This window comes from Rhizobium sp. CSW-27 (assembly GCF_018760785.1).
GTDB lineage: Bacteria > Pseudomonadota > Alphaproteobacteria > Rhizobiales > Rhizobiaceae > Neorhizobium.
This window is the reverse complement of sequence record NZ_JAHHZO010000003.1, coordinates 120162-143087: the sequence shown is the minus strand read 5'-3', so window position 1 is coordinate 143087 and position 22926 is coordinate 120162. Positions and strand designations below refer to the sequence as shown.

Sequence of the window (22926 nt, the reverse complement as noted above, 5' to 3'; positions counted from 1 at the left end):
GATCATGACCGGATTCATCCAGACCTCCCCCGCCCGCACGCTCTCCAACACGGTGCAGGATCATTATATCGCTGCCGAAGCGCCTTTTTCGACCGTCATCAAAAAGGGTCAGGTGGTGCGCATCGAGGACAGCTATGGCCAGCAGGCCGTCGATACGCTCTTCTACAACGCCCATGATTTCTCCGAGCGTTATTCCAGCCAGGATACGATGCGCGAGCAGGGCGCGGCCTACATCTCCACCGGCACCAAGGTCATCTCCAACGAAGGCCGGGTCATGCTGACGGTGACGGCCGACAGCTGCGGCCGGCACGATACCTCTGCCGGCGCCTGCTCCTGCGAGAGCAATACGGTGCGTTTCGGCCATTACACGAAGTATCTGCATGCCTGCCGCGACAATTTCGTCATCGAGGTCTCCAAGCACGGCATGAGCAAGCGCGATGTGGTGCCGAACATCAACTTCTTCATGAACGTGCCGATCGAGCCTTCCGGCGAAATGACGATTGTCGACGGTATTTCCGCGCCCGGCGATTATGTGGAACTGACGGCGGAAATGGATGTGCTGCTGGTCATCTCCAACTGCCCGCAGATCAACAATCCCTGCAACGGCTTCGACCCGACGCCCATCCGGGTGATGGTCTGGGATGGCGAGGCCGCCTGATGTTCAAGAAGGTTCTGATCGCCAATCGCGGCGAAATCGCCGTGCGCGTCATCAAGACGCTGCGAAAGATGGGGATCGCAAGTGTTGCGGTCTATTCCGATGCCGACCGGTTTTCGAAGGCCGTGCTGATGGCGGACGAGGCCGTCCGCCTCGGTCCGGCGCCGGCCTCGGAAAGCTATCTCCACGTGGACGCGGTGATTGCCGCCTGCCGTCAGACCGGTGCGCAAGCCGTTCATCCCGGCTACGGTTTTCTCTCGGAAAACATTGGTTTTGCCGAGCGGCTGAAGGCAGAAGGCATCACCTTCATCGGCCCGACCCCGGACAACATCTCCGCCTTCGGTCTGAAGCATACCGCGCGCGAACTGGCGAAGGCGAGCGGCGTGCCACTGCTTCCCGGTTCTGGCCTGCTCGACAGTCGCGAGGAGGCGATCACTGCAGCCGAAGAGATTGGCTATCCGGTGATGCTGAAATCCACCGCTGGCGGCGGCGGCATCGGTATGCAACTCTGCGACACACCAGATGCGCTTGCCGCCGCCTTCGACAGCGTGCAACGCACGGCAAAATCGAGCTTTGGCGATGCCCGCGTCTACTTGGAGCGTTTCGTTTCCAAGGCACGCCATGTGGAAGTGCAGATCTTTGGTGATGGCAGGGGCCGGGTCATCGCGCTTGGCGAGCGCGACTGCTCACTCCAGCGCCGGAACCAGAAGGTCATTGAGGAAACGCCGGCGCCGGGTCTGTCCGATGCGGTGCGCGAGCGACTGCATGCGGCGGCTGTATCGCTCGGCCAGCAGGTCTCTTACGCCTCCGCCGGAACCGTCGAGTTCATCTACGATCCCCAGCGCGAGGAGTTCTACTTTCTGGAGGTCAACACCCGCCTGCAGGTCGAACATCCGGTGACGGAAGCCGTCTTCGCTGTCGATCTGGTCGAATGGATGATCCGTCAGGCGGCCGGCGAAGATGTGCTGACGGGCAAGCAAAACCTGGTCCCGAAGGGGGCTGCGATCGAGGCCCGCGTTTATGCCGAAATGCCGCATGCCGGCTTCCGCCCGAGTGCCGGTTTGCTCACCGAAGTGGTGTTTCCGGAGGAGGTCCGCGTCGATGGCTGGGTGGAAACGGGAACGGAGGTCACGCCCTTCTACGATCCGATGCTCGCCAAGGTGATCGTGTCTGGTGCGGATCGCGGCACGGCCATCGCCGCGCTCTCGGCGGCGCTGGAAAAAACCTCGCTTTGTGGGATCGAGACCAATCTCGACTACCTGAAGGCCATCGCCGCCTCCGATCTTTTCCAGAGTGGCGATGTGGCGACCACGGCGCTCAAGGATTTCGAGTTCGTGCCGGATGTGGTGGAAGTGATTGCCCCCGGCGCGCAATCCAGTCTGCAGGAACTGCCGGGCCGGCTCGGTCTCTGGCATGTCGGCGTTCCGCCCTCGGGACCGATGGACGAACGCTCCTTCCGCCACGCCAACCGGCTTGTCGGCAACCACGATCATACGGCGGCCCTGGAACTGACCGTCTCCGGCCCGGTGCTGAAATTCTTCTCCGATGCGGTCGTGGCGCTTGCCGGTGCCGAGATGCCTATGAAGCTAGACGGCGTTCCGGTGCCCAATGGCGAAGCCATTTCCGTGGCAGCCGGCCAGACGCTGGCCATCGGCAGCATCACCGGTGCCGGCCAGCGGGCCTATCTCGCAGTCTCCGGCGGCTTCGATGCCCCCGTCGTGATGGGTTCTCGCGCCACCTTCGGACTGGGCCAGTTCGGCGGCAACGCCACCGGGACGCTTCGGGCCGGTCATGTACTGCGACTGGCTCGACAGAACCCGACGCATGTCCTCCCGGCGACGGAGCCGGCAGAGCTTTCGTGCGAATGGGCGGTCGGCGTGCTCTACGGTCCGCATGGCGCGCCCGATTTCTTCCTGGCGGACGACATCGAAACGCTGTTCTCCACCGAATACGAGGTGCATTTCAACTCCGCCCGCACCGGTGTGCGCCTGATCGGGCCTGCGCCGAAATGGGCGCGCACCGATGGCGGCGAGGCGGGGCTGCACCCTTCCAACCTGCATGACAATGCCTATGCGATCGGTGCCATCGATTTCACTGGCGACATGCCGATCATCCTCGGCCCCGACGGCCCAAGCCTCGGCGGCTTCGTCTGCCCTGCCGTCATCGCACGCGATGAGCAGTGGAAGATGGGCCAGTTCAAGCCGGGGGATAAGATCCGGTTTCATGCCGTGGCTCGGAATGAGGATGAGGCGCTGGCAGTGGGCTTAGTGCCCTTGGCACCCTCAAGTGAACGTGTGGCACGCTCCGTACCCCACTCTGTCCTGCCGGACATCTCCCCCTCAAGGGGGGGGATTGGCAGAGAGGCATCCTCGGCGTTTTCAGAAGACAAGCTTTCCTCCGTATCGAACATAAAGGTAGGCGAGACGGTAGCCTCCCCGATCTCCCCCCTTGAGGGGGAGATGTCCGGCAGGACAGAGGGGGGTAAGGCTCCGTCGGTCACGTCAATGGTTGCCGTGGTGGCGAAACCACCGTCCTTCGGCTCCCCTATCCTCGCCGCCAACGACACTGGCCCCATCCCGGTCGTCTACCGTCGCCAGGGCGATGACAACCTGCTGGTCGAATACGGCCCGATGCAGCTCGATATCGGCATTCGCATGCGCGTGCATCTTTTGATGCAGGCGGTTCAGGCGGCGAAGCTTACGGGACTGATCGACCTGACGCCCGGCATCCGCTCGCTGCAGATCCATTATGACAGCTCGATGCTGTCACGCACCACGCTGCTGGGGCTGCTGGGCGAGATCGAAAAGAGCCTGCCGCCTGTCTCCGAGGTCAAGGTGCCGAGCCGCACCGTGTGGCTGCCGCTGTCGTGGAACGATCCGCAAGCCGAGCTTGCCATGCGCAAATATCAGGAGCTTGTGCGCCCCAACGCGCCCTGGTGCCCGTCCAATATCGAGTTCATCCGCCGCATCAATGGATTGGCGGATGAGCAGGCAGTGAAGGACACGATCTTCGATGCCTCCTATCTTGTCATGGGGTTGGGGGATGTCTATCTCGGCGCGCCTGTGGCCACCCCGCTCGATCCGCGCCACCGGCTGGTGACGACGAAATACAATCCTGCCCGCACCTGGACCCCGGAAAACGCCGTCGGTATCGGCGGCGCCTACATGTGCATCTACGGCATGGAAGGTCCGGGCGGGTATCAGCTCTTCGGCCGCACGATCCAAGTCTGGAACACCTGGCACCAGACGTCCGTGTTTACCAAGGACAAGCCGTGGCTGCTCGATTTCTTCGACCAGATCCGTTTCTTCCCGGTCTCCCATGAGGAACTGATGGAGGCGCGTGCTGCCTTCCCGCATGGCGGTTATCCGATCCGCATCGAGGACGGCACCTTCTCCTATGCCGATTACGAGGCGGAGATGGCCCGCAATGCAGAGAGTATTGGCGCCTTCAAGCGAGGACAGCAGGCCGCCTTCGAGGCCGAGAGACAGCGCTGGAAAGACCAGGGTCTCGACAGTTTCCAGGTGGATGAGGGCACCGGTCCCGGCCTCGGCGGGGATATTCCGGAAGGTTGTTTCGGCGTGGAAAGTGCGGTGCCCGGCAATGTCTGGAAACTGCTGGTCGAACACGGTCAGCGCGTGGACGCTGGCGAAACGCTGGCCATTATCGAATCGATGAAGATGGAAATCACCGTCACGGCGCATGCGCCCGGCCGCGTCCGGGACGTGAGGGCCGGGCCGGGTCGCAATGTCAAGGCCGGCGATGTTCTGGTCGTTCTGGAGGATGTTTGAATGCTGCCACTCATGCTTGATCTTGCCGCGCTGAAGGCGGCCTATGCCTCCGGCCTCACCCCGCTCGATCTGGTGGAAGAGGTGATTGCGCGCCGCAAGGCCTCCCACGATCCGGCGATATTCATCACAGAGACACCCGACGAGGATCTGCGGTCGGCCGCAAAGGCGTTGATGCAGCGCGCGCCGGAGCCGAACAGTCTGCCGCTCTGGGGCGTGCCCTTCGCCGTCAAGGACAACATCAATGTGGCAGGCCTGCCGACCACCGCCGCCTGCCCGGCCTTCGCCTATCAGCCGGACAAGGACGCAACGGTCGTCGCGCGGCTGAAGGCGGCGGGCGCTATTGTCATCGGCAAGACGAACCTCGACCAGTTCGCGACCGGTCTGAACGGCACGCGCTCGCCCTATGGCGCGCCGCGGTCCGTGTTCAACAGGGATTATGTCTCGGGCGGTTCTTCCTCCGGTTCCGCCGTGGCCGTCGGTGCAGGCCTTGCAAGCTTCGCGCTGGGCACCGATACCGCCGGTTCGGGTCGTGTTCCGGCGGCCTTCAACAACCTCGTCGGCATCAAGCCGACGCCGGGACTTGTCCCGAATGTCGGCGTCGTGCCCGCCTGCCGCAGCGTTGATGTGGTGACGGTGTTTGCAGCCACCGTCGGTGATGGCGTCGCGATCCGCAAGGTCATGGACGGCTACGACGCAGCCGATCCCTATTCCCGCAAGGCGGTGCCAGCCAGTCTGCCCGGATCGGGCCTGCGCATCGGTGTGCTGGATGGCGCCGAGCGCGAATTTTTCGGCAATACCGAGGTGGAAGCGCTCTATGAAGCCGCCATCGAACGGGCCAAATCGCTCGGGGCCACCATCGTTCCCTTCGACTACGCACCCTTCCGGCAGGCAGCGGAACTGCTCTACAACGGTCCTTGGGTGGCCGAGCGTCTGGCGGCGGTCAAGGACTTCATTGCCACCAATGCCGATGATTTCGATCCGACCGTGCGCACCATCATCGAAGGCGCCAAGGCCTATGATGCAGTGGCCGCCTTCGAAGGCCAGTACAGGCTCGGCCATCTGCGCCAGAAGGCAATCGCGGAGTGGGAAAAGCTCGACGTGCTGATGCTGCCGACCTCGCCGACCACCTATACGGTGGAGGCGATGCTCTCCGATCCGATCGTCAAGAACAGCCATTTCGGGCGCTACACCAACTTCGCCAACCTCTTCGGTTATGCGGCGATCGCGGTGCCGGGCGGCTTCGGTTCCGATGGCCTGCCGAACGGCGTAACCTTCTTCGGCCCCTCCTTTTCAGACGATGCACTCGCGCCGTTTGCGGACGCAATGCATCGCGCCGCCCAGTCCGGCATGGGCAAGGACAGGTCCGCCACGCTTCCTCAAGCATCGACGGTCGCGGTAGCCGATGAGGGTCTCGTGACGATCATGGTTGTCGGCGCGCATCTGACCGGCATGCCGCTGAACCACGAGCTGACGGGTCCCGGCGGGAAATTGGTGAAGACCTGCCGCACGGCGGGCGACTACCGGCTTTACGTTTTGCCCAACACCACGCCGCCGAAGCCAGGCCTGATCCGTGAGCCGGGCTTTGTCGGCAAGGGTCTGGAGGTCGAGGTGTGGAAGGTGACGCCCGCCGCCTTCGGCCGTTTCGTCCAGAACATCCCGGCGCCGCTCGGCATCGGCAAGGTGACGCTGGACGATGGCACCCAGGTTTCCGGCTTTCTCTGCGAACCCTACGCGCTGCAGGGGGCACAGGAGATCACCGAACTCGGCGGCTGGCGCGCCTATATCGCCTCGCGGCGCTGAGGGCGCCGACAGCCCTCCCCCGTGCTGGTCATCGCAGGCCCCCCGGAAATTCAATGCCGGCTGGCGGGAACGCTAGCCGGCGCCTGCTGATCTCATCTATGGTCGGAGATGAACGCTGCCGCCGGGAGCGCTGCCGCTGCATTTGCTCTGGCAATGGCCGCGGGTCCGCCTCTATGGTGGCCACGTTTATCAGACTGGAGAGTTCGCCGTGACCGACAAAGCCCATCTCGAAGCACTTCGGAAGAAGTATGCCGCCGCCTCCGGCGGGGATATTTTCGACCCGCATTTTCGCGAGGTGGCGCAGGCCCAGTTCACCGGCAGCGATCGGCGCAAATGGCCGTTTGCCGGCATTCCGACCCTGCTGGATGCCCCCTGCCGGCTGGACGCCCAGGAACTGGAGGATTTCGGCGGCCTCGACATCGCGCTGATCGGCGTGCCGATGGATCTCGGCGTGACCAATCGCAATGGCAGTCGCTTCGGGCCGCGCGCCCTGCGCACGATGGAACGCATCGGCCCCTATGATCACGTGTTGCGCTGCGCGCCGCTGTCGCGGGCAAGGATCGCCGATATCGGCGATGTGCCGATGCAAAGCCGCTACGATCTCGCCCAATGCCATGCGGATATCGAGGCCTTCTACAAGCGGCTGGTCAAGGCCGGGGTGCGACCGCTCAGCGTCGGCGGCGACCATTCGATCAGTTCCTCGATCCTGAAGGCCGTCGGTGAGCGTGAGCCGGTCGGCATGATCCACATCGATGCCCATTGCGATACGGCCGGTCCCTACGAGGGCGCGAAGTTTCAGCATGGCGGCCCCTTCCGGCTGGCGGTGCTCGACGGTGTTCTCGACCCGCGCCGGACCATCCAGATCGGCATTCGCGGCGGTGCGGAATATCTCTGGGAATTTTCCTATGAGAGCGGCATGACCGTGATACATGCAGAGGAGATCGGCGAGGCCTCGCTGCCCGGCATCATCGCCAGGGCGCGCCAGATTGTCGGCGACGGTCCGACCTATATCTCCTTCGATATCGACAGCGTCGATCCCGGTTTCGCACCCGGCACCGGCACGCCGGAGGTCGGCGGCCTGCAGCCGCGCGAGGTTCTGCAGCTGCTGCGCGGCCTGCAGGGCCTCAATATCGTCGGCGGTGATGTGGTGGAGGTGGCGCCCCAGTATGATTCCACCACCAATACCGCGCATATCGCCGCCCAGGTGCTGCACACCATTCTTTGCCTGATGGTGTGACCGGCAAGTGAAGGCGCCTCATTCGACGCCGTGTGGTGCAGGGCGATGTCGTTGCGCCATGCGCGCCTCGACCCGCCCTGCCGGTCGACGAGGTGTAAAATATATTATTCGTAAAATTTGCTTAATTTGGAATTGATAATTCCTTAATGTTTTGCCAATCTCTGCTTCGAGGAGAGCGGACCGGTCTGGTTTCGTCTCGCGGCTTGAGGGTGAGGCATGGATCGTGGCGAGTACAGTGCGGAAGATGCCTTGTCGGCGCCCCGGCTGTTCGTCTTCGATGTCGGCGGCGTGCTGATCAGGCTGGACCATGCGGCGCACGCTACGCATCTCGAAGGATCTCCTTGCCCGAACTTTCGCGAGGACGCTGCCCTTGCCGACAGCATCAGGCAGTTCCGTCTCGGCCGGATTGCATCTGAGGCCTATGTTGAACGGCTGGCCGGGATCTATGGCGTGTCGGGCGAGACGGTGCGGCAGGCCGAAACGGCCTTGCTGGCCGGCATCTTTGCGGACATGAGCGCCTATGTGCAGGGCTTGAGGCAGATCGGTCGCGTCGTCTGCCTTTCCAACACCCAGGCGCTTCACTGGCAGCACATCCTGGACCAGTGCCTGGGGCCGGATTTCTTCGATGCCTGCTATCTGTCGCATGAAATGGGCCTCGAGAAGCCGGACCCGGACATCTATGCGGAACTTGCCCGGCAGGAGGGCGTGACTGGCGCCGGGATCATCTTCATCGACGATACGCCCGAAAACGTCGAGGCGGCAAAGGCCATCGGCTGGGCAGACAGCATCCTGCATGTCTCCGGACCCGAGACCATGCGGGCCATCGACCATATCCTTCATCGCGCGCAGCCTGCTGCCGCAGCATGTTTCTGAAGACGGAGTTGCATTACCTTGGCACGGTTGTCATTGCGTGGGATCAGGAAGCGGTTCAAGGCGGTCGAGGTTCTGCACGGCATCGATCTCGATGTGAAGGACCGCGAACTGATCGTGTTCGTGGGGCCGTCGGGCTGCGGAAAGTCCACCCTGCTGCGGCTGATCGCCGGGCTCGATCCGATCACCGAGGGTGAATTTCTGCTGAACGACCAGCGGATGAACGAGGTGGCACCGTCCCGCCGCGGCATCGCCATGGTCTTTCAGTCCTACGCGCTTTACCCGCACATGAACGTCTACGAGAACATGGCCTTCGGCGCGCGGTTGATGGGCCTGGACAAGACCGAGGTGGAGGCGCGGATTGCGGAGGCGGCCCGCATGCTGCGGCTGCAGGAGTTGATGCAGCGCCGCCCGCGCGAACTTTCCGGTGGGCAGCGCCAGCGCGTTGCGATCGGCCGTGCGCTGGTGCGCAAGCCGCAGCTTCTGCTGCTGGACGAGCCGCTGTCCAATCTGGATGCAGCTCTTCGGTCCGACGTGCGCCTGGAGATCGCCAGGCTGCACCGTGAGATTGGCGGCACGACCATCTATGTGACGCATGACCAGGTTGAGGCCATGACGCTGGCGGACCGCATCGTGGTGATGAATGGTGGTCGCATCGAACAGTTCGGGTCGCCGCGTGAACTCTACGAGACCCCGGCCAATGTCTTTGTCGCAAATTTCATCGGCTCGCCGCGCATGGCCATGCTGCCGGTGGAACGGCACGGCAATGTTCTGACCGCGCCCGGTATCGGCAGCATCACGCCGGACCGCCTGCCGCAAGGCGATGAGCGGGACATCCTGCTCGGTGTCCGGCCGGATGGCATGACGGTCATGCCGGATGCCGGGGGCGAGGGATTTGCCGGAACGGTGGTCTATACCGAATATCTGGGCGACAGCGCATTCGTCTATGTGCGGCTGGGCGACGAGGCGGCGCCCATTTGGGTGCGCTGCGCGCCCGATGCGAATTTTGCCCCGGACACGGCCGTCCGGCTGCAGGTGCTGCCCGGCCGTGCGCATTACTTCAGCCGCAGGACTTCCGAGCGGCTGAGTGTCTGACTGGCATGACGTTGAAGACATCAAACGAAAAGAGAGAGGAACATGATGAAACGCTTACTTCTGGGAGCAGCCCTTGCCGTCGGAACCCTTCTGTCGGCCTCCGCAAGCTTTGCGACCGAACTGACCTTCTGGACCTGGCGCCAGGAGGACAAGGCGGAATACGAAAAACTGTTTGCCGCTTTCACCAAGGCAAACCCCGATATCACCATCAAGTTCGAGGCCTTCGAGGCCACGAGCTACAACACCGTGCTCTCCACGGCCCTTGCCGGTGGCAAGGGACCGGACCTGATGATGACGCGCACCTATGGCGGCATCGAGAGCCTGGCCGGCGCCGGTTACCTGATGGCGCTGGACGAGACCAAGATCCCGGCGCTCAAGGGCTTTTCGCAGGCGGCGCTCGCCTCGGAGACCATGCGTTCGAACAAGACGCTCTATGCGGTGCCCGCCGCCAGCCAGACCATGCTGGTGGTCTACAACAAGGACATCTTCGACAAGAACGGCATTTCCGAGCCGAAGAGCTGGGATGAGTTCATCGCCGCCTGCAAGACACTCAAGGCTGCCGGCATCATGCCCTTTGCCAATGGCACGGCGACCGCCTGGCAGAACGAGACGATCGTCTCGGCGTTGACCTCCTCCATCATGGGCAAGGGCTTCTATGCCGACCTGATGGCCGGCAAGACGGATTTCAACGATCCCCGCTTCGTGGAGGCCATGACGAAGCTGAAGGAAATTTCCGCCTACTTCCCGGATGGCTTCGTCGGGCTTGATTATGCCTCGGCGCAGCAGCTCTTCACCTCCGGCATGGCGGCCATGTTTGCCGGCGGTTCCTTCGAACTTGCCAATTTTGCCAAGCAAAACCCGGCGCTCAAGCTCGGCATCTTTGCCGCCCCGGGCCTGAAGGCCGATGACGACAAGCTGGTCGGCCTGTTCTACGATTCCGGCTTTGCGGCCAATGCCAAGGCCAAGGACCCGGCCGCGGCACTGAAGTTCCTCCACTATGCGGCCAGCAAGGATTTTGCCCAGCCCTTTGCCAACAACCTGAACAATGTCTCCGCCGTGCCGGGCGTGACCTTCGAAAGCCCGCTTTTGGCCAAGGTCGCCGAGTTGAACAAGAACTCGATTGCCTACATGACGCTCGTACATTTCCGTTACGGCGAACCGACCGGCTCCAATCTGATCCAGGCCGGTGTCTCGAAGATGCTGAACGGGCAGATGACGCCGCAGGAAATCGGCAAGTCCATGACGGACGGACTTGCCACCTGGTACGCCCCCTTCAAGAAGTGAAACGGCAGCGGGCCGCCCCTGCGGCGGCCCCTCGTCACCGGAACGGCGCCTGAGGATCGTGCATGTTGTCCAGCAAACTGACGGGAAGAAGATTATGGATCGCGGCGCTTGTCGTGCCACCGCTGGCCTTCATGTGCCTGTTTCTGGTCTACCCCATCCTCTCGGCCTTCGCCTATGCCTTTTATGAATGGCGCGGGCTGGTGCGCGGCGATTTCGTCTGGTTTGCCAATTTTCACCGCGTCCTGTTCGAATATCCCTTCTCGGAACGGACCCTCAACGCCTTCACCCACAACATCGTCGTGTTCTTCGCGCTGATGATCCTGCAGAACGGCGTCGGTTTCCTGCTGGCCTATTGCCTCTGGCGCGAATTGTGGGGGGCGCGCTTTCACCGCATCGCGGTCTTCCTGCCGGTCGTCCTGTCCACCGTTATCGTCGGCCTGCTATGGAAACTGTTCCTGCATCCGCTGTTCGGCGCGGTCAACGTATCGCTGCGGGCCGTCGGGCTCGGTACGCTGGCGCAGCCCTGGCTCGGTCAGGACAGCACGGCGCTGATGGCGATCATCGTTGCCAATGCCTGGCACATGGTCGGCTTTCCGACGCTTGTGTTTCTCGCCGGCATGCAGCGCATCCCCTCAGAAATTCTCGATGCCGCGCGCATGGAAACCGAAAGCGAATGGGTGAAGATGACGAAGATCGTCTGGCCGCTGGTGGCGCCTTCTGCCACGGTGGTCTTCACCCTGCTCTTCGTCGGTGCCTTCAACTGGTTCGAAATGCCCTTCGTGATGGGCGGAATCGATGGCTCGCCGCATGGTGCGACCGATGTGCTGGGCCTCTACTTCTATCGCACGGCGTTTGGCAGCATGTCGGCCTCGGCGGAAAATTTCGGGCCGGGCAGCGCGCTGGCGGTGCTGATCTTCCTGTTCATCGCGGTGGTCTCCAGCGTCATCACGTTGAAACTTCGCAAGCGGGAGATCCAGCTATGATCCGGGAAAACCGCAGCCGGACGCTGCGCACCTTCGGCTGGGACGGACTGATCCAGATCGTCCTGATCGGCAACAGCATCGTCATGCTGGCGCCCATCGTGATCATGGTGTTTTCTGCCTTCAAGACGAATGCGCAGATCTTCCAGTCACCCTTCGCGCTGCCGGATTTCACCCATGTCGGCAATCTGGTACGGGTCTGGACGGAAACGGATTTCGTCCGCTACCTGATGAACTCCTTCATCGTGACGGGGGCATCGATCGTGCTGATCCTCGTTCTCGGCACCATGGCCGCCTATGCGCTGGCACGCTACGAGTTTCGCGGATCGAATGCCATCCTGCTGTTCTTTCTCGCAGGTCTGACGCTGCCGCTGAAGCTGGCGGTCATTCCGCTGTTCATCCAGATGCGCGATCTCGGACTGGTCGACAGCCGTTTCTCGCTGATCTTCATCTATGTGGCGACCGGCCTGCCGACCACCGTCTTCATCATGACCGGCTTCATCCGCAGCCTGCCGAACGAACTGGAGGATGCCGCCCGCATGGATGGCGCCAGCGAGGCGCGCATCATGTGGTCGATCATGCTGCCGCTGGTGCGTCCGGCCATGGTCATTGCCGCGATCCAGAACGTGGTGCCGATCTGGAACGACTTCTTCTTCCCGCTCATCTTCATCCAGAACAATGATCTGAAGACGCTGCCGCAGGGGCTGACGACCTTCATGGGCGAGTTCGGCACGGACTGGGGCGTGCTGTTTTCCGGACTTACCCTGTCGGCCCTGCCGATCATCCTGCTCTACATCGCTCTGTCGCGCCAGTTCATCAACGGCATGACGGCGGGCGCGATCAAGTAGCGGCAGTCCTCAGGATTTCAGCAAGGCCACTGCGGCCTCGCTGGCATGGATCGCGTCATTGGCCTTCGGCAGCGTGCGCACCAGGGCGAGGAAGACGAGATCGGTGATGGCAAGCTGCGCATCGCGCGAGGTGATCGCGGAGGAGCGGACACGTTCCTCATCGGCCACCGTATTGAGCCGGATGTCGGCGAGCTCGCTCAGTCGGTTCTCATGCAGACCCGTCAGCGTGATGACGGTCGCGCCGCACCTGCGGGCCATTTCCGCAAGCCGCAGGGTTTCGACATTGCCGCCGGACTGCGAGATGGCAAACAGCACGTCCTCGTCGGTGAGGGAGGCGGCGTTGGCCATCTGCACATGGGTGTCGCTGTCCATGAGTACCATCAGGCCGAGTTTCAGCAGCTTGTAGGAAAAGTCGCGCGCCACCAGCGAGGAGGCGCCGATGCCGGCGAGATGGATGCGGCGGGCGGCGGCGAGCGCGCTGACGGCGGCCGTTACCGCCTCTTCGCTGTTGACCTGCATGGTCTGCTGCATGGCCGATACCTTGCTCGCCACCAGTTTCTGCTGGATCGTGACGAGATTGTCGCCGGCATCAATGGTGCCGTGGATCATGCCGGTTGGCACGCGCCACTCCTGGGCCTTGGCCCGCGTCACCGCCAGTTTCAGCTGCTGATAGCCATCATAGCCGATCTTCTGGGAGAATTTGACGACACTGGACTGGCTGCGCCCGGTGGCGGCAGCCAGTTCTGCGGAGGAGAGCGTCAGCATCCGCTCGGGGTCATCGATGATGAACTGGCCGATCTCGCGCTCGGCCTCCGTCATGGCGTCCAGCTTGGCGCGGATGACTTTCAGAACGGACATTCCGGCTCCTTCGCAGTCCGAGATGATGGAATAAGCTATTCGAAACTTGAAAATTATCTGGAATATTATAGCCGGCGTCCTATCATTGGTCACCCCCCGATTCCGGCCGCTTGACGGCTTTCAGTGGATTTTGCCCATGGATCAGCTTCGCATCATCGGTGGCAACAGGCTGGACGGCGCCGTGCCGATTGCCGGCGCCAAGAATGCGGCCCTGCCGCAGATCGCAGCGGCGCTGTTGTCGCCCGAGGCGCTGGAACTGACCAATCTCCCCAAGGTGACGGACGTCGAGAACATGCTGCGGATCGTTGCGCTTTATGGCGCAACCGTCAGCCGGGATTCCCACTGCACCCGTATCGAGGCCGGCACGATGATGCCGGGAGACGTGGATTATGACACGGTGCGGCGCATGCGGGCCTCGATCCTGGTGCTGGCGCCGCTGCTGGGCCGCTTTGGCCGTGTGCGCGTGTCGCTGCCGGGTGGCTGTGCGATCGGTGCCCGACCGGTCGACATGCATCTGAAGGCGCTCACCGCACTCGGCGCCGATGTCTCGGTAGAGGGCGGCTATATTGTTGCCTCCGCCGGGGCCGGACTGGCCGGGGCGCGGATCGTACTGCCTGGGCCGTCCGTCGGGGCGACGGAGACGGCGTTGATGGCAGCCTGTTGCGCGCGCGGCGAGACCGAAATCCTCAATGCCGCACGCGAGCCGGAGGTCGTGGATCTCATCGCCTGCCTCTGCGCCATGGGGGCGGTTATCGAGGGTGCCGGTACGCATCGCCTGCTGATTGCGGGCGGCACGGCGTGGCGTGCGGCCAGCCACCACGGCATCCCGGATCGCGTGGAAGCCGGCACCTATGCCGCTGCGGCCGCCATCACGGGTGGACGTCTCGAACTGGTCGGAGCACGCATGGAGCATCTGGCCTCGGTCTTCCAGGTTCTGGAGGAGATGGGCGTTTCCGTCTGGCCCGGCGATCGCGGCGTCGTGGTGGACGGTGGGCGCCGCCTGAAGCCGGCCGACATCACGACGGAGCCCTATCCCGGTTTTCCGACCGACCTGCAGGCCCAGTTCATGGCCATGGCCGCTCTGGCCGATGGCGCCAGCCTGATCCGGGAAACGATCTTCGAAAACCGCTTCATGCATGTGCCGGAACTGCGGCGGCTGGGCGCGGACATTACGCTCAACGGGCCGGTCGCGCTTGTGCGTGGCCGCGCCACGCTGAAGGGCGCGCCCGTGATGGCGACCGATCTCAGGGCCTCCGTCTGCCTGGTGCTGGCAGCACTCGCGGCTGAAGGCGAAACGCTGATCAACCGCGTCTATCACCTCGACCGCGGCTACGAGCAACTCGATCGCAAGCTTGCCCAGTGCGGTGCGAAGATCGAACGGATCTCCAGATGACGGCCCCGATCGCGACAATGGGAGGCGTGCCGCAGCTCTTCCTCGGCATCGATGGTGGTGGTACGGGCTGCCGGGCCCGCATCACCGACGAAGAAGGCAATCTGCTGGGACAGGGCCTCTCCGGCCCTGCCACCACGCGCCTTGGCATTGCCGAGGCCTGGGCATCCCTGATGCGCGCCTGGCGGGGCGCGGCCGAGGAGGCCGGCCTCGATCCCGAGCATGCGCCGAACGTCAAGGCAGGCATCGGCATAGCCGGCCTCAGTCGCGCGGGTTCGCGCGAGCAACTGGAAGCGCTGCCGCATCCCTTTGCCGGCATCCGCTTCACTTCCGATGGCGCAGCCGCCTGCCTTGGGGCGCATTCCGGACGGGATGGCGCGATCGTCATCGCCGGTACCGGTTCGATCGGCCTTGCCTTTGTCGGTGGGGAGGAATTGCGGGCGGGCGGCTACGGCTTTCCCATCTCGGACGAGGGCAGCGGCGCCGACATGGGCCTGAAGGCGATCCAGTTCGCCTTGCGCGCCCATGACGGGCGTCGTGACCGCACGGCGCTGCTGGCCGAGGTTATGGCGCGGTTCGATGGCGATTTTTCCCGTGTCATCGCCTGGATGGACAAGGCAACCGCCACCGATTACGCAACCTTCGCGCCGCTGGTGCTGCGCCATGCCGATCAGGGCGATCCGGCGGCGCGGCAGATCGTCCAGTCGGGGGCGGAGCAGATCGATGGGCTGGTGCGGCGAATGGTGGAGTATGGTGCGCCGCTGGTCACGCTGCTTGGCGGGCTTTCCGGTCCGCTGGAGCCCTGGCTTTCCCCTGATGTGCGCCGTCGCCTGAAACCGCCGGATGGCGATGCCGTGGCGGGTGCGATCATCCTTGCCCGTATGACCTGATCGACAGCGGAGACGCTGCCGCCTCGTGTCGACTCTTTGGAATAAAGTATTCCGGAATTTGTTGACATAAGGAATATTCAATCCTACAAAATTCAAAACGAACAGTGAGAGCCCATGTCTTCCCAGCACCTTCTCGCAGAGCTTCAGCAGCTGGTTTCGGAAGCGCGCAATCCGAATTCCATGGCCATCGATCTTCTGCCGACGGAGGAGATCCTGCGGGTGATGAACCGCGAGGATGCGGGCGTGCCGGAGGCCGTCGCCCGGGTCATTCCGGAGATTGCCCATGCGGTGGACGAGATCGTCCGCGCCTTCCGCGAGGGCGGCCGGCTGATCTATATCGGGGCCGGCACCAGCGCCCGGCTCGGCGTTCTCGATGCATCCGAATGCCCGCCGACCTTTTCGGTGCCGGAGGGCATGGTGATCGGTCTGATTGCCGGCGGCCCCGGGGCAATCCTGCGCGCTGTGGAAGGCGCGGAGGATGATGTGGAGGGCGGACGTCGCGATCTCCAATCCGTGGCGCTGTCGGCGCGCGATGTGGTGGTGGGGATAGCGGTCAGCGGCCGCACACCCTATGTCGTCGGTGCTCTCGATTATGCCCGCTCGGTTGGCGCCGTCACCGTATCGCTGACCTGCAACCCCGCCTCGACGCTTGCAGCAATGGCCGATATTGCCATCTCGCCGGTGGTCGGGCCGGAGGTCGTGACCGGCTCCACCCGCCTGAAATCCGGCACGGCGCAGAAGCTCGTGCTCAACATGCTGACGACGGCGAGCATGATCCGCATCGGCAAGACCTATCAGAACCTGATGGTGGACCTGTCGATCAGCAACAAGAAGCTTCACGCGCGCGCCATCCGCATCATTTCGGAGGCCACCGGCTGCCAGGTGGAGGATGCGGAGCGCCATCTGGCGGAGAGCGGCAACAATGTGAAGCTGGCGATCCTGATGGCGCTGACGGGGCTTTCGGCGGCAGATGGTGAGATTGCCCTTTCAAAAAGCGAGGGCTTTCTTCGCAAGGCGCTTGAAGAGGCGCGACAATCGGTTTGAAACTGCAAGCCATCCGGCGCCCGGCCTTCAGAAGCCGAGGCCGGAAAACCAGAGGGAGAATGAGCATGAAACCTGGAATGACCCGCAGGCTTCTCGCCTGTGCTGCCGTGGTGGCCGGACTGGTCGGTGCCTCGGTCGCGCCGGCTGCGGCTGCAACACTGAAAATGGCCTGGGCCCAGGATGCGACCGGGCTCGATCCCCACAAGCAGACGGCCTTTTCGTCGATCCGCCTGCTCGAACTCGTCTATGAGCCGCTGGTGCGCCTGAACGGCGACCTGAAGGTGGTGCCGGCGCTGGCGACGGAATGGACCTTTGCGCCGGATGCCAAGACGCTGACCTTCAAGCTCGATCCGAAGGCGAAGTTTCACAACGGCCAGCCGGTCACCTCTGCTGACGTGAAGGCCTCCTTCACGCGCATTCTCGACCAGGCAACCGGGGCGGCCGCACGCGCCAATTATGCCTCCATCGCCAGTATCGATACGCCGGACGACAGAACCGTTGTCTTCAATCTCTCCCAGCCGGACGTGCCTTTGCTGACGGCCATGGGCAGCGTCAATGCCGCCATCGTGCCGGCTTCCGAGATCGCTGCCGGCAAGATCGGCACGGCCGCCATCGGCTCCGGCCCCTTCAAGCTGGAGAGCTGGGAGCCGAATTCACGCGAAGTGCTGAAGGCCAATAGCGAATGGGCCGGTGGCAAGGTGGGCGTCGACGGCATAGACATCAAGGTGCTGCCGGATGAGAATGCCATCCTCGCGGCGCTGCGCGCCAAGCAGGTGGATTTCGCGCTGCTCAACGATCCGCTCGTCGCCACGCTGGTGCCCAGGGTTGCCGGCCTGACGCTGAACCGCAAGCCGGTGCTCTCCTATCACGTGCTGCAGCTCAACCCGTCACGCAAGCCGATGACGGAACTTGCCGTGCGCCAGGCAATCTCCTGCGCCATCGACCGGAAGGATATTCTCGACACCGCGCTTCTCGGTGAAGGAGAGATCACCGGCCCACTGACCATGCCGCAGTACCGGTCCGATCCGAACACGCTGTTCTGCTACAGCCGCGACCTTGCCAAGGCCAGGAAGCTGATGGCCGATGCCGGCTATGCCGACGGCTTTTCGGCGACCGTGATCGCCGCGACCGGCGAGCCGCCGACGGCCGCCGCCGAGGCGCAGGTCATCCAGTCGCAGCTGAAGGACATCGGCATCAAGCTCGACATCAAGCTGATGGAGCTCAACGTCTATGTCGATACCTGGCTGAAGGGCGATTTCGACATGGCAGTGGCCCTGAACGGTGGACGCGCCGATCCCTATTCGATGTACAACCGGTACTGGACAAAGGCCGGCAATCTGCAAAAGGTCGCCAACTACATCGACGACACCCTGGACGATCTGATGCAGAAGGGACGCGTCGAAACCGATCCCGCCAAGCGCAAGGAAATCTTTGCCGCCTTCGACAGGCATCTGGCCGAGGTTTCGCCGTGGATCTGGCTCTATACGGGCTATGCCTATACCGCGCAGCAGCAGAACGTTCAGGGTTTCGTGCCCACTCCGGATGGCTCGCTGTTTGGCCTCGCCAAGGTCACGCTGAAGTAATGCTCGATGCGAGGCGGAGACTGACATGACCTACCTCCTGCGGCGTCTCATCACATTTCCTCTCGTGATGCTCGGCGTTTCCGTTCTGGTGTTCGTGGCAATCCGCCTCGTTCCCGGTGACTCGATCACCGCCATGCTGGGCACCGAGGCCGGGCTGCTGACGCCCGAGCAGAAGCAGGCGCTCGCCGCCTATTTCGGCCTGGATCACAGCTGGCCGGTCCAGTACGGCCGCTGGCTTCTCGGCGTGCTGTCGGCCGATCTCGGCCTCTCGGTCACCTATGGCAAGCCGGTGCTGGACGTCATCCTGGAGCGGTTTCCGCTGACGCTCCAACTTGCCTGCCTGTCAATGCTCATCGCGATCGGCATCGGCCTGCCGCTCGGTGTGTTTGCCGCCACACGCAAAGAGCGCGGATCGGATCTTGCCGTGCGTATCTTCGCGATGATCGGCCAGTCGACGCCGAGTTTCGTGATCGGGCTGATGATCATCTATGTCCTGTCCGCCGGCTTCGGCGTGCTGCCGGCCATGGGGCAGTTCATCCCCTTCTCCGAGGATCCCCTCGGCAATCTCGGCCAGCTCATTCTCCCGTCACTGACGCTCGGCCTGTCCTTCACGGCCTCCGTCACCCGCATTTCGCGTTCGGCCATGCTGGATGTGCTGAGCGATGATTACGTGCGCACCGCCCGCAGCAAGGGGGCCACCAGACGGCGGGTGATCTGGCGCCATGCGTTGCCCAATGCGCTGATCCCGGTGGTCACCCTGAGCGGGGTGGAATTCGGCTATCTGCTTGGCGGCGCGGTTCTGGTGGAGCAGATCTTCGCCCTGCCCGGGCTCGGCCGCATGGTGCTGGACGCCATCCTGCAGCGCGATTATGCGCTGGTGCAGGGCAGCGTGCTGTTCGTCGCGCTGAACTTCATGATCGTCAACCTGCTGGTCGATCTGGCCTATGTCATGCTCGATCCGCGGATCCGCCTGGGGGGACGCTCGTGAACCGTTTTCTGACCCGCCTGCTCGACCATTCGAGCGGCCGCATCGGCGGCGTGATCGTGCTTGCCTATATCCTGATCGCGCTTGCTGCGCAGGCAGGCCTCACGCCCTATGATCCGCTGCAGCAGTTCCGCATCGAGCGCCTGCAGGGGCCGAGCCTGGCGCACTGGATGGGCACGGACATGTTCGGCCGTGACGTGCTGAGCCGTCTGATGATCGGCATCGGCCAGTCCTTCCTCGTTGCCTTTTCCTCGGTCGGCATCGCAGCGCTCGCCGGCACGCTGCTGGGGCTGACGGCGGCCTGGTTCGGCCATCTCTGGGACGGTCTCGTGATGCGGCTGATGGATGTGCTGCTGGCCTTCCCGGCCATCCTGCTCGCGCTGCTGTTCATCGCCGTGGTCGGCCCCGGCACCTTCACGAGCATCCTCGCCATCGCCTTCGTCTATACCCCGATCTTCACGCGCGTGGTGCGTGGGCCGGCGCTCTCCCTCAAGGCGCGCGATTTCGTCGATGCGGCCCGCACCTTCGGCAGTTCCACCTCCTATATCCTGAGCCGCCATCTGATGTTGAACCTCGTGGCGCCGCTCACCGTTCAGGTGACACTGGCACTCGCCTGGTCGCTCCTGACCGAATCCGGCCTCTCCTTCCTCGGGCTCGGCACGCAACCGCCGGCCTCCTCTCTGGGCCTCATGCTGTCTGACAGCGTGAACCTCATGGAAATGGCGCCCTGGCTTCTCGTCTTTCCGGGGCTTGCCATCATGATCGGCATCCTGGGTTTCAATCTTCTCGGGGATGCGTTGCGCGACATTCTCGATCCGCGCAGCCGGAGGGCCTTGGCATGAACCGGCTTCTTTCCGTTCGCGGTCTCAAGGTTGGCTTTGGCCGCGGCAATGCGGCAAAGACCGTCGTGCACGGCGTCGATTTCGATCTCGAACCCGGCGAGACGCTTGCCATTGTCGGCGAGAGCGGTTCGGGCAAGTCCGTCACGGCGCTCTCGATCAATCGTCTGATCGATGATGGCGGCGGACGCATTCTCGGTGGCCGGATGGAGTTTACGACGGCACGCGGCGAGGTGATCGATCTCGCCTGCGCTACCGATCGGCGGATGGAGACGATCCGCGGTTCGGAGATCGGCATGATCTTTCAGGAGCCGATGACCTCGCTCAATCCCGTGATCCCCATTGGCCGGCAGATCGAGGAGGCATTCCGTCTTCAGCGGGGGCTCGGCCGGGCGGCGGCCCGCCTGGAAACGCTGAATGCGCTGGAGCGGGTTCGCATTCCGGATGCGGAGCGTCGCCTGGGCTATTATCCGCACCAGCTTTCCGGCGGCATGCTGCAGCGGGTGATGATTGCCATGGCACTGGCGGCCAATCCGCGGCTGCTGATCGCCGACGAGCCGACCACCGCGCTCGATGTGAGCGTCCAGGCACAGATCATGGCATTGCTTGCCGAGCTGCGACGCGAGACCGGCACGGGGATGATCTTCATCACCCACGACATGGGACTGGTGGCCGGCATTGCCGATCGGGTTCTGGTGATGATTGCCGGCCGCGTGGTCGAGCAGGGGCGGCTGGACGATATCTTCGACCGTCCCCGGCATCCCTACACGCAGCATCTGTTGCAGGCGGTGCCGCATTTCTCGCATGGGCGCAAGGTGCGCCGGCATATGTCCCCTGCCGGCCGGGAGATGGCGCGACCGGCGCTCAAGGTCGAGGGGCTGACGGTTCGTTTCCCGGCAACGGCCGGCCTGCTGCGCCGCCCTGTCGGCGCGATCCATGCCGTCGAGGGCATCGGTTTCGATGTCATGCCGGGGGAGACGCTGGCCGTTGTCGGCGAAAGTGGATCCGGCAAGTCGACCACCGCACGCGCCCTGCTGGGGCTGGTGAAGCCCAGTTCCGGAACCTTCTCGGTGATGTCCGCAGAAGGGCTGGCGCGCCGCAAGCCGATGCAGATGGTGTTCCAGAATCCGTATGCCTCGCTCAATCCGCGCCTTGACGTGGAAGGCCTGCTGGCAGAGCCGGTGCTGGCCGGCGGCGTGCGTCCGGATGCCAGCACCCGCCAGCGCATGGTTGCGCTTCTGGAGCGCGTCGGACTGCCAGCCGACAGCCTGAGGCGGTTTCCGCACGAATTTTCCGGGGGCCAGCGGCAGCGTCTGTGCATCGCGCGTGCCCTGATGGTCGACCCTTCGGTTCTGGTGCTGGATGAGGCTGTCTCCGCCCTTGATGTTTCGGTTCAGGCCCGCGTTCTCGACCTGCTGATCGACCTACAGAACGAACTGAAGCTTGCCTACCTCTTCGTTTCGCATGACATGGCGGTGGTGGAGCGCATTGCCCACCGTATCGCCGTGCTCTATGCCGGGCGGATCGTCGAGATCGGGCGGGCGGATGCCGTTCTGTCGAACCCGCGCCATGACTATACGCGCCGCCTGATTGCCGCGGTTCCCACCACGGAGCGTCGGCGAGACGTCTTCCGGCTGGAGACCGCCGCCGTGCCGAGCCTGCTGCGACCCAGGGGCTATGAACCGCCGGAGGCTGTCTGGCAGGTCTGCGGCGAGGATCATCAGGTGCTGGTGGAACGTGCGGCCGCCGCGAAGGAGATCCGATGAGTAGCGACGACCGTGGCGCGACAGTCTTTGAAAATGCCTTTGCCCTGCTGCGGCATGCCGTGGAAAGCGGCCGCATCCCCGGCGGTGTGCTGGGCCTAATCGAGCGCAGCGGCGATCGCGTGGTGCGCGCCACAGGATTTGCCCAGACGGTGGGCGCACAGCGGGCAATGTCGCGCGAGACATGGTTCGATCTGGCCTCGCTGACCAAGGTGATCTTCACCACGCCCCGCATTCTCGCGCTCGCTGCCGGCGGCAGGATCGATCTCGATGCGCCGCTGGCATCGATCATTGCAGATTTCCGCCAGTATGCGCCGCATTGCTGGGAACGTCAGGTCACCTTCCGCCAGTGTCTCGGCCATCAGACGCCCTTCCCCGCCGTCGAGCCGATCTACACCTATGGCGATGAGCCCGACCGCCTGCGCGCCTTCGTTCTGCAGAGGGAATGGCGTGCCGGCCCGCCGGTCTATTCCGACATCAATTACATCCTGCTGGGGATCGCGCTGGAGCGCATCGAAGGCCGGAAGATCCGGGCGATGGATGCCGGTCCGGGCTTTGCCTTCGCAGGGCCTGCCGATCAGACGGCGGCCACCGAATTCTGCCACTGGCGAGAGCGCATAATCTGCGGCGAGGTGCATGACGAGAACTGCTTTGCGCTGCAGGGCTCCGGTCACGCCGGTCTGTTCGGCACCGCGGATGCGGTTCTCGATTTTGCGGCGGGGATCTTGCGCGCCGATGCCGCGGGTGATCCGGTGGCGGGCTGGATGCGGGAGCCCCTGTCCGACCGGCGTACCCATGGCTGGGAGCGGCCCCATGAGGGCTGGTCCGGCGGCAGCTTGTGCAATGCTTCCGTCATCGGGCATACCGGCTTTACGGGCACCGGGCTGTGGATCGATTTCGAGCGCGGCCGTGCCTGGACGCTGCTGACCAACCGGGTTCATCCCACCCGTCACGCCGACAGCGGAATTTTTGCGCTGCGCAGCGCGGTGGGCGATGCCATCAACCGGATGTAAGGGA

General features: G+C 63.7%; 18 protein-coding genes. 17 read left to right on the top strand and 1 reads right to left on the bottom strand.

The window, feature by feature from the left end:
* Positions 1–4 precede the first annotated feature (4 nt).
* The 9 genes from KLP42_RS07385 to KLP42_RS07345 all read left to right on the top strand — a co-directional run bounded on the left by KLP42_RS07385 (position 5) and on the right by KLP42_RS07345 (position 12557).
* Complete coding sequence (locus tag KLP42_RS07385) at positions 5–658, top strand: urea amidolyase associated protein UAAP2 (protein ID WP_215565573.1); 654 nt, start codon at positions 5–7, stop codon at positions 656–658.
* The gene (locus KLP42_RS07380; protein ID WP_215565572.1) at positions 658–4443 is read left to right on the top strand and encodes a 5-oxoprolinase/urea amidolyase family protein; all 3786 of its coding nucleotides are present in this window, start codon (positions 658–660) and stop codon (positions 4441–4443) included. The genes KLP42_RS07385 and KLP42_RS07380 overlap by 1 nt, the downstream gene beginning before the upstream one ends.
* Positions 4444–6243 (top strand): allophanate hydrolase, encoded by a 1800-nt coding sequence (gene atzF, locus KLP42_RS07375; RefSeq protein ID WP_215565571.1) that lies wholly within the window; start codon positions 4444–4446, stop codon positions 6241–6243.
* Between the two features lie 208 nt (positions 6244–6451).
* On the top strand, positions 6452–7480 hold the full coding sequence (gene speB, locus KLP42_RS07370; protein WP_215565570.1) for an agmatinase: 1029 nt from the start codon (positions 6452–6454) through the stop codon (positions 7478–7480).
* A gap of 216 nt (positions 7481–7696) precedes the next feature.
* Positions 7697–8353 carry an HAD-IA family hydrolase gene (locus KLP42_RS07365; protein WP_215565569.1) on the top strand — a complete coding sequence of 219 codons (657 nt, stop codon included), beginning with the start codon at positions 7697–7699 and terminating at the stop codon, positions 8351–8353.
* 18 nt (positions 8354–8371) lie between these two features.
* A complete protein-coding gene (locus KLP42_RS07360; RefSeq protein ID WP_215565568.1) occupies positions 8372–9445 on the top strand; it encodes an ABC transporter ATP-binding protein in 1074 nt (357 codons plus the stop codon).
* A gap of 42 nt (positions 9446–9487) precedes the next feature.
* Positions 9488–10729, top strand: a complete 1242-nt coding sequence (locus KLP42_RS07355) for an extracellular solute-binding protein (RefSeq protein ID WP_252192829.1) — start codon at positions 9488–9490, stop codon at positions 10727–10729.
* A 62-nt stretch (positions 10730–10791) separates the two neighbouring features.
* Positions 10792–11712 carry a carbohydrate ABC transporter permease gene (locus KLP42_RS07350; protein WP_215565567.1) on the top strand — a complete coding sequence of 307 codons (921 nt, stop codon included), beginning with the start codon at positions 10792–10794 and terminating at the stop codon, positions 11710–11712.
* A complete protein-coding gene (locus KLP42_RS07345) occupies positions 11709–12557 on the top strand; it encodes a carbohydrate ABC transporter permease (RefSeq protein WP_215565566.1) in 849 nt (282 codons plus the stop codon). Before KLP42_RS07350 ends, KLP42_RS07345 begins: the two co-directional genes overlap by 4 nt.
* A gap of 9 nt (positions 12558–12566) precedes the next feature.
* Here the strand turns inward: KLP42_RS07345 and KLP42_RS07340 are convergent, their stop codons facing one another.
* A complete protein-coding gene (locus KLP42_RS07340; RefSeq protein ID WP_215565565.1) occupies positions 12567–13415 on the bottom strand; it encodes an SIS domain-containing protein in 849 nt (282 codons plus the stop codon).
* Between the two features lie 136 nt (positions 13416–13551).
* On the opposite strand from KLP42_RS07340, the gene murA reads away from it, so the two are divergent.
* From murA to KLP42_RS07300, 8 genes are all read left to right on the top strand, one after another.
* On the top strand, positions 13552–14808 hold the full coding sequence (murA, locus tag KLP42_RS07335; protein ID WP_215565564.1) for a UDP-N-acetylglucosamine 1-carboxyvinyltransferase: 1257 nt from the start codon (positions 13552–13554) through the stop codon (positions 14806–14808).
* Entirely contained in the window at positions 14805–15695 is an 891-nt protein-coding gene (locus KLP42_RS07330) for a glucosamine kinase nucleotide-binding domain-containing protein (protein ID WP_252192828.1), read from the top strand. Before murA ends, KLP42_RS07330 begins: the two co-directional genes overlap by 4 nt.
* Positions 15696–15809: 114 nt before the next feature.
* Complete coding sequence (gene murQ, locus KLP42_RS07325) at positions 15810–16739, top strand: N-acetylmuramic acid 6-phosphate etherase (protein ID WP_215565563.1); 930 nt, start codon at positions 15810–15812, stop codon at positions 16737–16739.
* A gap of 77 nt (positions 16740–16816) precedes the next feature.
* Positions 16817–18322 carry an ABC transporter substrate-binding protein gene (locus KLP42_RS07320; RefSeq protein ID WP_502941284.1) on the top strand — a complete coding sequence of 502 codons (1506 nt, stop codon included), beginning with the start codon at positions 16817–16819 and terminating at the stop codon, positions 18320–18322.
* Between the two features lie 25 nt (positions 18323–18347).
* Positions 18348–19310, top strand: a complete 963-nt coding sequence (locus KLP42_RS07315; protein ID WP_215565561.1) for an ABC transporter permease — start codon at positions 18348–18350, stop codon at positions 19308–19310.
* A complete protein-coding gene (locus KLP42_RS07310; protein WP_353844832.1) occupies positions 19307–20149 on the top strand; it encodes an ABC transporter permease in 843 nt (280 codons plus the stop codon). The genes KLP42_RS07315 and KLP42_RS07310 overlap by 4 nt, the downstream gene beginning before the upstream one ends.
* Complete coding sequence (locus KLP42_RS07305; RefSeq protein WP_215565560.1) at positions 20146–21912, top strand: ABC transporter ATP-binding protein; 1767 nt, start codon at positions 20146–20148, stop codon at positions 21910–21912. Before KLP42_RS07310 ends, KLP42_RS07305 begins: the two co-directional genes overlap by 4 nt.
* On the top strand, positions 21909–22922 hold the full coding sequence (locus KLP42_RS07300; RefSeq protein ID WP_215565559.1) for a serine hydrolase domain-containing protein: 1014 nt from the start codon (positions 21909–21911) through the stop codon (positions 22920–22922). Before KLP42_RS07305 ends, KLP42_RS07300 begins: the two co-directional genes overlap by 4 nt.
* Positions 22923–22926: the final 4 nt, after the last annotated feature.

Excerpts from the sequence above, each read along its gene's own strand:
- KLP42_RS07365 (WP_215565569.1), top strand. The coding sequence starts at position 7,697 with ATGGATCGTGGCGAGTACAGTGCGGAAGATGCCTTGTCGGCGCCCCGG.
- KLP42_RS07315 (WP_215565561.1), top strand. The coding sequence starts at position 18,348 with ATGACCTACCTCCTGCGGCGTCTCATCACATTTCCTCTCGTGATGCTC.
- KLP42_RS07345 (WP_215565566.1), top strand. The coding sequence starts at position 11,709 with ATGATCCGGGAAAACCGCAGCCGGACGCTGCGCACCTTCGGCTGGGAC.
- atzF (WP_215565571.1), top strand. The coding sequence starts at position 4,444 with ATGCTGCCACTCATGCTTGATCTTGCCGCGCTGAAGGCGGCCTATGCC.
- KLP42_RS07355 (WP_252192829.1), top strand. The coding sequence starts at position 9,488 with ATGATGAAACGCTTACTTCTGGGAGCAGCCCTTGCCGTCGGAACCCTT.
- KLP42_RS07385 (WP_215565573.1), top strand. The coding sequence starts at position 5 with ATGACCGGATTCATCCAGACCTCCCCCGCCCGCACGCTCTCCAACACG.
- murQ (WP_215565563.1), top strand. The coding sequence starts at position 15,810 with ATGTCTTCCCAGCACCTTCTCGCAGAGCTTCAGCAGCTGGTTTCGGAA.
- KLP42_RS07320 (WP_502941284.1), top strand. The coding sequence starts at position 16,817 with ATGACCCGCAGGCTTCTCGCCTGTGCTGCCGTGGTGGCCGGACTGGTC.
- KLP42_RS07330 (WP_252192828.1), top strand. The coding sequence starts at position 14,805 with ATGACGGCCCCGATCGCGACAATGGGAGGCGTGCCGCAGCTCTTCCTC.
- KLP42_RS07300 (WP_215565559.1), top strand. The coding sequence starts at position 21,909 with ATGAGTAGCGACGACCGTGGCGCGACAGTCTTTGAAAATGCCTTTGCC.
- KLP42_RS07350 (WP_215565567.1), top strand. The coding sequence starts at position 10,792 with ATGTTGTCCAGCAAACTGACGGGAAGAAGATTATGGATCGCGGCGCTT.
- murA (WP_215565564.1), top strand. The coding sequence starts at position 13,552 with ATGGATCAGCTTCGCATCATCGGTGGCAACAGGCTGGACGGCGCCGTG.
- KLP42_RS07305 (WP_215565560.1), top strand. The coding sequence starts at position 20,146 with ATGAACCGGCTTCTTTCCGTTCGCGGTCTCAAGGTTGGCTTTGGCCGC.
- KLP42_RS07340 (WP_215565565.1), bottom strand. The coding sequence starts at position 13,415 with ATGTCCGTTCTGAAAGTCATCCGCGCCAAGCTGGACGCCATGACGGAG.
- KLP42_RS07380 (WP_215565572.1), top strand. The coding sequence starts at position 658 with ATGTTCAAGAAGGTTCTGATCGCCAATCGCGGCGAAATCGCCGTGCGC.